The sequence below is a fragment of the Acinetobacter sp. CWB-G5 genome (assembly GCF_019209785.1).
Lineage (GTDB): Bacteria > Pseudomonadota > Gammaproteobacteria > Pseudomonadales > Moraxellaceae > Acinetobacter > Acinetobacter johnsonii.
The window spans coordinates 364,300-377,528 of the sequence record NZ_JAHUTF010000002.1 but is presented as its reverse complement, the minus strand read 5'-3'; the positions used below and the strand labels follow the sequence as shown (position 1 = coordinate 377,528).

Here is a 13,229-nt window from a genome sequence, read left to right as displayed (position 1 = left end):
TAGACACAGTTTTTAGTCATTTATGGATACACGTCCAATAAAAAGAAGCCTAATCATGAAGATAGGCTTCTTTTCAGTTCATAAGCTATATATTTCTCAGCTTAGACTTCTTTTAAGTCTACATTGTCTTGCTCAAAAATACGCTTATCCGTTTGACCTAAAACTTGGCTGGTCACGACACCTGCGGTCATAGAACCATTCACATTCAAAGCCGTACGCCCCATATCAATTAAAGGCTCAATTGAAATAAGCAGTGCAACCAAAGTCACAGGCAAGCCCAGCATCGGCAGGACAATCAGTGCTGCAAATGTTGCTCCACCACCTACACCAGCCACCCCAATCGAACTCAAGGTCACGACACAAACCAAAGTCAAAATCCAAAGTGGATCGAGCGGATTAATACCCACTGTCGGTGCAACCATAACCGCCAACATCGCAGGATACAGCCCCGCACAGCCATTTTGCCCAATGGTCGTACCAAATGATGCTGAAAAGCTGGCAATCGACTCTGGTACACCCAGACGTCGTGTTTGCGCTTCAATATTTAAAGGGATACTGGCAGCACTTGAACGGCTAGTAAACGCAAAGGTCAGCACAGGCCAAACCTTTTTAAAGAACTGAATTGGGTTCACACCTGTGAGCGCCAAAATCACGGCGTGTACGATAAACATAATCGCCAAACCGATATAAGACGCAACCAAGAAGCCACCTAAGTTTAAGATGTCTGCCATTTTAGAGTTGGCCACAATATTGGTCATGAGTGCGAACACACCATAAGGCGTGAGCATCATAATTAGACGCACCAACTTCATGACCCACGCTTGCAAGATGTCAATTGCAGACAACAGCTTTTGCCCTTTCTCAGCATCCGCTTTCATGAGGTTCAAGCCTGCAATGCCTAAAAACACTGCAAAAATGACTACACTAATAATAGACGTTGGATGTGCCCCTGTCAGCTCGGCAAAAGGATTGCTCGGAATAAATGACAGAAATAAATCAGGCACTTGCAAGTCAGCCACTTGCCCGACATAGTCAGTTTGAATCGTATTTAAACGTTCAGTTTCTTGTGTACCTTGCACTAAACCTGCCGCAGTTAAGCCGAACAGATTGGTCACCACCACACCGACAAATGCAGCAATCGCTGTGGTAAATAACAAAGTCCCAATACTGATAAAACTAATTTTACCCAATGAACCCGCATCGTGCAGCTTAATCACAGCGCCTAAAATGGAAACAAATACCAAAGGCATCACCACCATTTGTAGTAGTTTGACATAGCCTTTACCGACCAAATTAAACCACTGTACCGACTCTTGCAGTACAGGCGAATTCGTACCATAAAACCCATGTAAAGCGAGACCAAAAACAATACCGAGACAGAGACCTGCCAGTACCTTCTTCGCTAAACTCCAATCGGTTTTACGGGTTCGGCCCAGTAAAAAAAGCAATGCAATAAAAATGATGACATTGACGATTAAGGGGATATTCATATTGTTTCCCTAAGTGATGCTGTCATAATTATAAATCAAAATTTAAATGGGCTTACTGTTTTGCGCCATATTCCACGCTGAATGTACAAATTTAGACTGAATTGGCAGTTTTAGAATGTGGTATAAAGCATTTAAACGGCTGTTAAAGTGTTCTTTTACATGAATCAATCTTTGCTTAATCCTCACATTCTGCCCGTCCCTTTAGAAAAAGCATATCGGCTACTCAACCACGGCCCAACCGTGCTGGTTTCCAGTCAACATGATGAAAGCACCGATGTCATGGCCGCGGCTTGGGCATGCGCCCTAGAGTTTAGCCCAGCCAAAGTGACGGTCGTACTCGATAAATCGACAAAAACCCGCAGTATTATTGAAAAATCGGGTTTGTTTGCGCTGCAAGTCCCTACACTTAAACAGCTGAAAATGGTCTACGCACTGGGCATGATCAGTCAATATGATGCTCCTGAAAAGTTACGTCAGTGTGGGGTCGACCTTTTTCAGTTTGGTCACAGCCCAATTCCAGTGGTTGAAGGCTGTAGCGCATGGATTCTGTGTGAACTCATTCCTGAACCACATAATCAGCAACAGCATGACTTGTTTATTGGCAAAGTCATTGCAGCTTATGCAGATGATCGGGTTTTTAGAGATGGTCATTGGTACTACCATGAAGCCGCAGATGAATGGAAAAGCATCCACCATGTTGCAGGCGGACACTTTTATACCATTGGTGATGCAGTGGATATCAATCAACTCAAAGATACTGATTAAATTAACTACGCCTTTACTCCGCTCGACTAAAGGTGGACATCACCCGATTGTTTTATTGTAAATTTCATCTTATAGTTCAAGTGTATTTTTTAAACAAATAGTCAAATTATGATGAACAGGACGTTCTCAAGCACCGTACAACTGAGTCTCTTTCTCTGCCTGAGTATGTGCTTGGGAATTGGCATCTTACGTTTTTCTTATACCGCACTACTGCCGTCCACTCGCGAAGCCTATGAATGGTCACACAATTTCGCCAGCCTACTCGGTAGTGCCAATCTGCTGGGCTATCTGATCGGCGCGTTCTGGGCGATGAAGTTGCCACAAAATGCAAAAATGCCGATCTATATCATTTTTGCTGCGCTCTTTGGTTCAATCAGCCTATTTGCCTGTGCATTTTCACATTTTAACGAAGTTTGGTATTTGGTGTGGCGCATCATTTCAGGTATCGGCGGTGGTTTGCTGATGATTCTATCACCCAGTATTGTGGCGCAGTGCAGTGAGTTACAGCACCGTTTTAAAATTAATCTCATTGGATTTAGCGGAATAGGAATTGGTGTATTGGCAGCCACGCTGTTTATGCCGTATTTAGACCGTATTGCAATCAGTAGCGCATGGTTCATTCTCTGTGGCTTTGCATTTGTCATTACGTGGTTATTATGGATACTGGTTCGTCCTTTCCAAAAGCAACTGCACAGTATCCCTACAAACCAACCCCAGACTCATACAGTGAATAAAATTTACTATAGCTTACTCATTGTTTATGCCTGCAGCGCCTTTGCCTATATTCCCCATTCTTTGTTTTGGATTGATTATTTAAGTCATGTCTTAAAGCTAAATTTATATTGGATCAATTTTAACTGGATTTTATATGGCTTAGGCAGCGCTTTGGGTGCAGCGACAGCTTATGCTTTAGCACGTAAATTTGGCAACTTTCTGGCTTTAAAGATTTTATACAGTGTCTATATTGTGGCAGTTTTTATTGCGGTTCTGAGTTTTTCGCCTGTATTTACACTCCTGTCTTCATTTCTCACAGGACTACTGAACCCTGCGGTAGTCTTTCTCACCTCCTACACCATCTTACAACTCTACGGCTTGGCCTATAAAAAACTATGGAGTATGGCGACACTTAGCTTTGCAACGGTACAGCTGGTCGGTGGCTTAAGTTTTAGTACCTTGCAGCATTTGGGTTGGTCATATCACTTTCAGTTTATGCTTGCTGCGGGAGTCCTCGGTTTAGGAACATTGCAACTATTTTACTTTACCCGTACGACATCCACCTCCAATCCAACAACTAAAAAAGAGGCCTTTTAATCCTTCACATAGAAGGAAATCGAAAAAGAATTGTAGGTTCCGTTATAAAGGGCCGTCCATGTTAAATACCTGTGATATTTTTAACTTACCTCTAAATAATACAAATGTACTGTGTAAGTATAAGAAAAGAACCCAATTGATGTGCCTTCTATAACCAATACAATTCACGCATTCAAACTTTTACAGCTGTAAATCAAAGCTCGGTTATTTCAATGCATTTAAAGTTAAATACGGATAAGGATTCACAGCTCCTTTTCCAGTCCTATAAATTCCATAGTGCAAATGTGGTGGCGTATTCTTGGCATTGCCAGTGTTCCCGACATAACCCAATACCTCTCCTACTTCAACCCAATCACCCGTTTGAATATTAGGCGCATAAGCATCTAAATGTGCATAGTAGTGACGGCTTAAGTTTGGTCCCATTACCCATACTACTTGTCCACCTAGACTATTGAGGCCGACATCCAAGACAATGCCTGATGTGGCGCTTAAGACAGGCGTACCACGTTTGACAAAGATATCAATACCTTGATGTTTTCGGCCCTGACCACGTGCAGCCCCCCAAGTGTCCTGTATGTACTTATGGCTTACACCTTGTACAGGCACATTTAAGTTTTTCTCTAAAGGTGTCTTATATAACTGCCAATATAAATATGGATAACTCAAACCTGCTGCTTCACCCGAAGCGGGTGGCTGACATCCACTCATCAGCAGACTTGTACTTAAAATAGCTCCACTCAGAACTAAACGAGACATGATTCAACTACTCAGCTAATTTTTAGATATTAAAATAAGATACAGTTACCTTTTCATACTAAATACCTCATATATTGAAAGATATCTTATATATGTAACAGCAAAGCCCTCATATAAAATGAGGGCTTTGCTTCAAATAAACCACGTAAAACTACTTACGCTTCTTCAGTTTTTTCTCTAAGGCTTTCAGCTTAGACTGATGCTTAGAGATCTTTTTTAAACGTGCTTTGATCTTCTGTTTTAATGTTTTCACAACATTATTCGACATAGGGTCCTCCTTTGGTTCAACTCCCTTTGATCGATTCTTCCTTGAAATGCCTTTAACATTCGTTCATGAAATGCAATACGCCTAGCGTTGTTGCTGATCTGGGTTCGGTTGGTTTTGATTCGGCTGTTTTTGCTGGCCTTGATTTGGTTTGGGTTGTTGTTGCTGTTGTTGCTGGTCTGGTTGTTCTTGCGGTTGATTTGGTTGTTGTTGACGTTGCTGCTGATTGTTCTGCTGTTGATTTTGTTGATTAGCCATGAGACTACTCCTTTATCATCTGCCGTAACATTCGACAAAGACCACCATACATCACTCAGCGAAAAACCCAAGCTATAAGCTGTATCAAAGTACTTCATTGTAATTACATATATAAATTAGGGTTAAGAATCAACTCTCCTTTTTATTTGACCTTACCTATACTCACTGAAAGCACGAATCCTTTAACCTAGTTTTACATTGCAAACCTATTTCCACAGCTATTTTCAAGCCAACAAAAGAAAACCCGCAGTATGTGCGGGTTTCTACAGATTCAGCTTTAGGTTTATTCCATATTCGCAATAATAGCCTCACCAAACTCTGAACAACGCAATAAGGTTGCATTTGGCATTAATCGCTCAAAATCATAAGTGACTGTTTTCGCCTCAATTGCCCCTGAAATCCCCTTAATGATCAAATCTGCCGCCTCTACCCAGCCCATATCTCGTAGCATCATTTCAGCAGAAAGAATAATGGAGCCTGGGTTGACTTTATCTTGACCAGCATATTTTGGCGCTGTTCCGTGCGTGGCTTCATAAACAGAAATCGCCCCGCCAATATTTGCACCAGGCGCGATACCAATCCCTCCGACTTCAGCAGCCAGTGCATCAGAAATATAATCGCCATTCAGGTTTAAAGTCGCAATCACTGAATAGTCTGCAGGACGCATTAAAATCTGCTGCAAGAATGCATCGGCAATCACATCTTTAATAATAATGTCTTTACCATTTTTTTGGTTTTTAATTTTTACCCATGGCCCGCCATCAATGAGCTCACCACCGAAACGGTCCATCGCAAGCTCATAGCCCCACTCTTTAAACGCCCCTTCGGTATATTTCATGATATTGCCTTTGTGAACCAAGGTCACACTCGGCTTATCATTATCAATCGCAAATTGAATCGCTTTACGCACAAGGCGCTGCGTTCCCTCTTTCGATACAGGCTTAATCCCGATACCACAGTTATCTTCAAAGCGGATTTTAGTCACTCCCATTTCTTCTTTGAGAAACTTAATCACTTTCTTCGCTTCAGGAGAGTCGGCTTTCCACTCGATTCCTGCATAAATATCTTCTGAGTTCTCACGGAAAATAACCATGTCGGTCAGTTCAGGGTGCTGAACAGGTGATGGTACACCTTCAAACCAACGTACAGGGCGTACACAGACATACAAATCTAATTCTTGGCGTAGCGCCACGTTCAAAGAACGAATGCCCCCGCCGACGGGTGTTGTTAAGGGGCCTTTAATTGAAACCACAAACTCGCGTAGCGCATCAAAAGTTTCTTCTGGCATATAAGAGCCATAAATTTTATTGGCTTTTTCACCGCAGTAGACTTCCATCCACTCAATCGAGCGTTTACCACCATATGCTTTTTGTACTGCAGCATCCACTACAGTTTTCATGGCTGGTGTAATGTCGACACCAATACCATCGCCTTCAATAAAAGGAATAATCGGTTGATTTGGAACATTTAATGATAAATCTGCGTTTACGGTAATTTTACTACCATCCGCAGGAACGATGATCTTCTGATAACCCATTTTGCAGGCGCTCCCTTTTATTATAATTGGCAAATTTAAAAAATAATTGCCGATAGACAATACTTTCCACTCTTCTTATCGCATAATAGCTTAATCGAATTCCGCTGTTTTTGAGATTTATACGAGAAATAACTACATTTCTCTATTAAATAAATCTTGATATTTCTTATTTTATGTAATTACAGAAGTTATTGACTATGAAAATCGTCATCCTGAATAAGCCCTATGACGTCCTCTCCCAGTTCCGTAAAGATGAAGCACATATGACGATGTCTGACTTTGTCAGCGACTCTACTTTGCGCTTGGCTGGTCGTTTGGATATGGACTCTGAAGGCTTGGTATTTTTAACCGACCATGGCGGTTTGAACCAATACATCACCAACCCTGCCAATAAAAAATTTAAAACATATTTGGTTCAGGTCGATGGTGATGTCACTGAGGAAGCCCTTGAGCAGTTGCGTAAAGGTGTGGAACTGAAAGATGGTATGACTTTACCTGCTGAAGCATCTAAAGTTGAACAACCTGAGTGGTTATGGGAGCGTGATCCTCCTGTACGTTTCCGTGCGTCTGTGCCGACTTCTTGGGTCGAAATTTCAATTTGTGAAGGCCGTAACCGTCAAGTACGTCGCATGACTGCTGCTGTAGGTTTTCCAACTTTACGTTTAATCCGCACTAAAATTGGTGCAATTGATTTGGTTCAAATGGGTTTACAGCCGGGCGAAACCAAAGAAATCGAGCCACTTTTATACCCTGACTTTCAAAACATTCCTGCGGAAGAACCTTACCGTTCGCGCTCTTATGTGAAAAAACCGGGTGGTACAGGTGGTAAGCCTATGGTTCGTAAGAACAAAGATGGTTCCGTGAAAAAGTCAGGTACAAAGCGTATTTGGCAAATGGATGATAGTGAGAAACCAAAGCGTAAAACCAATGGTACTACTCGTCCAAATACAAAAGCGCCACGCGGTCGCGGACGTAATGGTCGTTAAAAATTAAGTATTTTAAAGCCCACGAAAGTGGGCTTTATTTTTTCAGAAAAAATTCTGCACCAAACTGTAATTCATTACGTTTATAGATTAACAATTTAAGTTCTTTGTCTAAATTTTTGCCATTCTTACAAATAAATCCCATATCAAGCTCAACTAATAATTCTTGTTGATTGTTTAATAAAACAATCTGCTCATCCGCTAAATCAAAATCAATACTTTGAATATTTCCTCTTGCTATATGATCAACTTTTACTACTATTAATTTCTTACCATTTTCTTTTATTTTCAAATCAAAAATTTCTTCGCCAAAATTTATTAAATTAAAAGTAATTCTAACCAATACATTTTCATTAGAATTTAATAAATGATTATTTTCAGAATTCCTTTCAACTTCTCTGCCTAATACATTAAATACCTCAGCATCAGAAATAATAAAGCGTGGTTCCAGTAGGTTCTGTTGCTCTTCATATTGCTTCTTTTGGATATTAACAAGTTCTGTTTGCTGTTGAACACTCTCTTTCATCTCTTCAATCTGAAGTTGCAACGCCTTTTCTTGTTGTTCTAGAGCTTTCGTATTTTGATCTAACTGCTTACCTTGCTGAACATACCCTAGAATTAACCAGAAGAAAGCAACAGGTGCAAAAATACCAGCAAGAAAATCGCCCAAAGCATTTAATTCAATTGGCAAGCTATAGGCATTACTTTGAGTAAAACCATAAATTCCTAGAAACCAAATCAAAGTAACTATTACCCCCAAAAACTAAACTCTTTTTATTCATCTCTCAATTAAATCACTTAAGCATTATTAAATTATAGTTATAACAAATATCTGATTTTTTTAATATAAAGCATAAAATACTATTAAAAAAAGCCGATGCATATGCATCGGCTTTTTTCACTTCATCGGTAAATTTACCAATTTAGTTTTGACTTAGATCGCTTCAAGTGCAGCGTTCAAAGTCTCGCTTGGACGCATTACAGCATTTACTTTAGCTGTATCTACAGCATAGTAACCACCGATGTCAGCAGCTTGACCTTGAACTTGCGCAAGTTCAGCAATGATCTTGTCTTCGTTTTCAGCAAGTGCTTTCGCAAGTGGAGCAAACTTCGCTTTCAAATCAGCATCTTCATCTTGTGCAGTAAGCGCTTCAGCCCAGAACTTCGCTAAATAGAAGTGACTGCCACGGTTATCTAGCTCGCCTGTACGACGTGATGGAGACTTATCATTATCAAGTAATTTGCCAGTCGCTTGGTCTAAAGTCTTCGCAAGAAGTTTCGCCTGAGCGTTATCTTCTTTAATGCCTAGCTCTTCTAAAGAAACAGCAAGCGCCAAGAACTCACCTAAAGAATCCCAACGTAAGTGGTTTTCTTCAACAAGCTGTTGTACGTGTTTAGGCGCTGAACCACCCGCACCAGTTTCGTACATACCACCGCCCGCCATTAACGGAACGATAGACAGCATTTTCGCTGAAGTACCCAATTCCATAATTGGGAACAAGTCAGTCAGGTAGTCACGTAGGATGTTACCTGTCACAGAAATCGTATCTAGGCCACGCGCTACACGTTCAAGTGTATAACGCATTGCACGTACTTGAGACATGATCTGAATGTCTAAACCAGCAGTGTCGTGGTCTTTCAAGTATTTTTGTACTTTCTTGATCACTTCATTTTCGTGCGGACGGTATGGGTCTAACCAGAAGATTGCTGGCATACCCGAGTTACGAGCACGGTTTACTGCGAGTTTTACCCAATCTTGAATCGGTGCATCTTTCACCTGACACATACGCCAGATGTCGCCTTCCTCAACATTTTGAGTCATTAACACTTCGCCAGTTTCTAGGTCAGTGATGTTTGCAACACCCGCTTCAGACATTTCGAAAGTTTTGTCGTGCGAACCGTATTCTTCAGCTTTTTGCGCCATCAAACCAACGTTAGGTACAGTACCCATTGTACGTGGGTCAAAGTTACCATTCCACTTACAGAAATTGATCATTTCTTGGTAGATACGCGCAAAAGTTGACTCAGGCATTACTGCTTTACAGTCATAAGGTTTGCCGTCAGCGCCCCACATTTTACCACCACCACGAATCATTGCAGGCATTGAAGCATCTACAATTACGTCGTTTGGTGAATGGAAGTTTGTGATGCCTTTCGCCGAATCAACCATTGCAAGTGCAGGACGGTGTTCTTGGCAAGCGTGTAAGTCTTCGATGATTTCTTCACGTAACGATGTCGGTAAAGTTGCGATCTTCTCGTAAAGACCAGCCATACCGTTGTTTACGTTAATGCCTAGCTCATCGAACAATTTACCGTGTTTTTCAAAAGCATCTTTGTAGTAAATTTTCACACAGTGACCGAAAACAATCGGATGTGAAACTTTCATCATGGTTGCTTTAACGTGTAAAGAGAACAAAATACCCGCTTCTTTACAATCATCAAGTTCTTTTTCATAGAAATCGCAAAGCGCTTTCTTGCTCATGAACATTGAGTCGATGATTTCGCCGTCTTGAAGTGCAACTTTTGACTTCAGAACAATCGTTTCACCAGACTTGGTGATGAGTTCCATTTTCACATTACGTGCACGGTCTAAAGTCATCGACTTTTCACCGTGGTAGAAGTCGCCTTCATCCATGTGAGAAACGTGAGTTTGAGACCATTGCTTCCACTCGCTCATAGAGTGCGGGTGTTTTTTCGCATAGTTTTTCACTGCAGCTGGTGCACGACGGTCAGAGTTACCTTCACGCAATACAGGGTTTACAGCTGAACCAAGACATTTGCCATAGCGTGCTTTAAGCGCTTTTTCGTCTTCAGTGGTTGGGTTTTCAGGATAGTCAGGAATCGCGTAGCCTTTTGATTGAAGCTCTTTGATACATGCTGTTAACTGAGCAACAGAGGCACTAATATTCGGGAGTTTGATGATATTAGTATCTGGATCTTGGGTAAGACGACCTAGTTCTGCAAGATTGTCTGGGACTTTTTGCTCTTCTTTTAGGTATTCAGAGAATTCTGCGAGAACACGTGCGGCAACAGAGATATCAGTTTTAACGATCTCTACACCAGCAGGTTTAGTAAAGGTCTCAATGATCGGCAGTAGCGAATAAGTCGCTAGCAATGGCGCCTCGTCGGTCAGTGTGTAAATGATGGTTGACTTTCCACCAGCCATATATAGCCCCTTGCGTTAGATTGAGTTTTTTAGGGGGATGAGCTTCTGGCTCAACCCCTGCGAACCGATGTGCTTGAATAAAACCCTGAAAGTATCGTCCCTCAGGGCTTTACAGTCAACGTAATATCCAGTGATAACGACATTTCGCCAGAAAATACCACTACAGCCTTCGTTTTTCAAAATCACGTCTTTCCACAAGGCTTTAGCTTTTGCTTAGCAAATAAACAAATTTTTTAGCGAAATGTGTTATTTACCTCATTTAAGTCACAACATCAGATACTTTTCACATAATACAGTCTTCAAATCGTTTTACAGTCTTGTAGTCCTACATGCATAAGCATGACTTTTCTCACGGCTAAATTTCAATTGGCAAAGCAATCCAACATGCCAAAGCTTAAATATTAATACATAAACCCTGTACGCCTACTACCCCATTTTTACATTTTTAAACCTATGTTTTTTATAGGGTTGGTTAAACTGAATCTTTTTTCTGCAACGGTAAGGGTCAATTCAATGCTAAAAATGCTGCTTCCGCTCATTGGACTTGGTTTTTCTTCTTGGTGTTTTGCTCAAAATCCATTGAGCGTCCATGTGCTGAATTTAGAAAATGGTCTCCCTTCTGCCAATGTCAAAGTGACACTCGAAGCCCAACAAAATGATAAATGGACAGAAATCAGCTCAAGTACGACCGATGACCAAGGTCGAATCAATGATTTATATCCAAAAGATACGGCCTTACAAAAAGGTGTATACAAAGTTACCTTTAAAACGGGTGATTGGTTTCGCCAAAACAATCAGCGCTCATTCTTTCCAGAAGTGCCCGTGGTATTCGTAATTGATGGCTCATTGGATCATTACCATATCCCGCTGTTAATTAGCCAATATGGCTATTCCACTTACCGTGGTAGTTAATGCAATAAATAAGCGCATAAAAAAACCGATGTCTAGGCATCGGTTTTTGTCTGTACAGAATCAAAAAAGTGGCTTGGGGACTAAGCCTTGAACCACTTCTCTGCTTTCGCTTGGTCTTCAACTTTCAATTCAACTTCCGTCAGCTCTGAGCCAGCAGCTTTTACGTCAAAGCTCATCAACTCATCACGGCGGAATGCCAATATGCTATACGAGCCTTCTTGCTTGGCATACTTTTCTACCAGTTTCACCGTTGCTTTGAGACCATCAATCGCAATGATCACATCATGGGCAGAAAGGCCAGCTTGAGCAGCAGCGCCATTACGACGTGCGCTTTGCACCAATACACCTTCTGGCTTCTCTACAAGCTTTAAACCTAAGGGTAATGACTTGTCATTTTTCAGGCTATAACTTAGACCAAATTCAGGGAAAAGTTGATCCAGCGGCAACTCATCTGTGGTGTTAATTAAGTGATTGATTTGCTCAATCCAGTTATCACCTGTCAGCTCATTACACAACTCAACAATCGTACGCTCATGTACTTGTATGCCCTTTTGCGCGTTCTCATAAAGTTTACGCATAAGTGCATCTAGACTTGAACCACGTAAGCGCAAACCTAAGTCTAAGCATAGGGCAACCAAACAGCCTTTGTTGTAATAGCTGGTGCCTGCATTGTTCGAGTTTTCATCCTGACGGTAAAATTTCACCCATGCATCGAAGCTAGACTCAAACACAGACTGAACAAAACGACCCGGATTTTGCAAATAGCGATCAATCTGAGTTTTGAGTAGTTTGATATATGAGGCTTGGGAAATCACACCACTACGCAGCAAAATCAAGTCATCATAATAAGACGTGAAACCTTCAAAAATCCAAAGCAAAGAGGTATAACTTTCTTTGTTTAAATCATAATTAACAAAGTTTTCAGGACGAATGAATTTGACCAACCATGAGTGGAAGTATTCATGACTACATAGACCTAAAAAACGTTGATAGTCTTCAGACGGCTCTTCAGGCTCATTGGCTTTTGGTAAGTCTTCACGTGGGCTAATCAAGCTGGTTGAATTTGGATGCTCCAAACCACCATAACTATTTGCTGTCGCCATCGTCATAAAGGTGTAGTTTGAAAATGGCGCTGAGCCAAACATTGAGATTTCTGTTGCACAGATTTTTTCAATGTCTTGCTGCATACGTGCAGCATTCATGGCATGTTTACCTGACACCACAAACTCGTGTGGAATGCCATTGGCTTCAAAACCAAAACGAGTCTGTTCTGCTAACTCAAATGGTGCATCAATCAGCTCTGCATAGTTTTTGGCTTTTAAGGTAAAACGACCTTTAACGAGGCTTTTTGAAGCCATACCAGTAGCCAATTGGAAGTGTTTCAGCTCATCAGGAAGGAACAGTTCAACTTCAACTGCTTTGTCCTCTTGACCCTCCAAACCTAAGCAAGCACATGCAGGGTTTACATATAAACGGGTTTGATCTACATACGCACCACGCACCGACAGATCATAGGCATAGACATCATACTCTACCGTAATCAGTTCATGGTCGGTATTAAAAAGACGCCATTTATTCTTTTCAAATTTTTGAATTTCTAACAAACGCCCTTCTTCATCATAAGCACGAACCGACTCTATATGCTTTGAAAACTCGCGAATGAGGTAACTACCCGGGATCCAAGTCGGTAATGAAAGTACCTGTGTTGGGTCTGCTACAAAACGTAAAGTCACGTGTATAAGGTGCTGACGATAATCGTCAAATTCGATCTGATAATGCAACATAA

11 protein-coding genes are annotated in these 13,229 nt (G+C 41.2%); 4 read left to right on the top strand and 7 right to left on the bottom strand.

Translation table 11 applies throughout. The features are described from left to right. Nucleotides 1–101: 101 nt before the first annotated feature. Complete coding sequence (locus tag KVY11_RS05845; protein WP_151836727.1) at nucleotides 102–1,490, bottom strand: L-cystine transporter; 1,389 nt, start codon at nucleotides 1,488–1,490, stop codon at nucleotides 102–104. A 159-nt stretch (nucleotides 1,491–1,649) separates the two neighbouring features. Between KVY11_RS05845 and KVY11_RS05840 the strand changes: the two genes are divergently transcribed. Both KVY11_RS05840 and KVY11_RS05835 read left to right on the top strand, forming a co-directional pair. Further along, nucleotides 1,650–2,255, top strand: coding sequence for a flavin reductase family protein (locus tag KVY11_RS05840; RefSeq protein ID WP_218288402.1), 606 nt, complete (start codon nucleotides 1,650–1,652; stop codon nucleotides 2,253–2,255). A gap of 108 nt (nucleotides 2,256–2,363) precedes the next feature. Beyond that, complete coding sequence (locus KVY11_RS05835) at nucleotides 2,364–3,566, top strand: YbfB/YjiJ family MFS transporter (RefSeq protein ID WP_218288401.1); 1,203 nt, start codon at nucleotides 2,364–2,366, stop codon at nucleotides 3,564–3,566. A 204-nt stretch (nucleotides 3,567–3,770) separates the two neighbouring features. On the opposite strand, the gene KVY11_RS05830 is transcribed toward KVY11_RS05835, so the two are convergent. The 3 genes from KVY11_RS05830 to icd form a co-directional block, all read right to left on the bottom strand. Beyond that, nucleotides 3,771–4,322: a M23 family metallopeptidase gene (locus KVY11_RS05830; protein ID WP_218288400.1), complete on the bottom strand. Its 552-nt coding sequence runs from the start codon at nucleotides 4,320–4,322 to the stop codon at nucleotides 3,771–3,773. Nucleotides 4,323–4,671: 349 nt separating this feature from the next. Then, nucleotides 4,672–4,845 (bottom strand): hypothetical protein, encoded by a 174-nt coding sequence (locus KVY11_RS05825; protein WP_004696738.1) that lies wholly within the window; start codon nucleotides 4,843–4,845, stop codon nucleotides 4,672–4,674. A gap of 283 nt (nucleotides 4,846–5,128) precedes the next feature. Then, entirely contained in the window at nucleotides 5,129–6,382 is a 1,254-nt protein-coding gene (gene icd / locus KVY11_RS05820; RefSeq protein ID WP_218288399.1) for an NADP-dependent isocitrate dehydrogenase, read from the bottom strand. Nucleotides 6,383–6,579: 197 nt separating this feature from the next. On the opposite strand from icd, the gene KVY11_RS05815 reads away from it, so the two are divergent. Then, complete coding sequence (locus tag KVY11_RS05815) at nucleotides 6,580–7,368, top strand: pseudouridine synthase (RefSeq protein ID WP_005401097.1); 789 nt, start codon at nucleotides 6,580–6,582, stop codon at nucleotides 7,366–7,368. 34 nt (nucleotides 7,369–7,402) lie between these two features. Here KVY11_RS05815 and KVY11_RS05810 read toward each other — a convergent pair whose 3' ends face one another. Then, nucleotides 7,403–8,125 carry a hypothetical protein gene (locus tag KVY11_RS05810; RefSeq protein WP_218288398.1) on the bottom strand — a complete coding sequence of 241 codons (723 nt, stop codon included), beginning with the start codon at nucleotides 8,123–8,125 and terminating at the stop codon, nucleotides 7,403–7,405. Nucleotides 8,126–8,299: 174 nt separating this feature from the next. After that, a complete protein-coding gene (locus tag KVY11_RS05805) occupies nucleotides 8,300–10,531 on the bottom strand; it encodes an NADP-dependent isocitrate dehydrogenase (RefSeq protein WP_218288397.1) in 2,232 nt (743 codons plus the stop codon). A 513-nt stretch (nucleotides 10,532–11,044) separates the two neighbouring features. Here KVY11_RS05805 and uraH point away from each other — a divergent pair. Then, complete coding sequence (gene uraH, locus KVY11_RS05800) at nucleotides 11,045–11,443, top strand: hydroxyisourate hydrolase (protein WP_218288396.1); 399 nt, start codon at nucleotides 11,045–11,047, stop codon at nucleotides 11,441–11,443. Nucleotides 11,444–11,523: 80 nt separating this feature from the next. Here uraH and KVY11_RS05795 read toward each other — a convergent pair whose 3' ends face one another. Next, nucleotides 11,524–13,227, bottom strand: coding sequence for a M61 family metallopeptidase (locus tag KVY11_RS05795; protein WP_218288395.1), 1,704 nt, complete (start codon nucleotides 13,225–13,227; stop codon nucleotides 11,524–11,526). Nucleotides 13,228–13,229 lie beyond the last annotated feature (2 nt).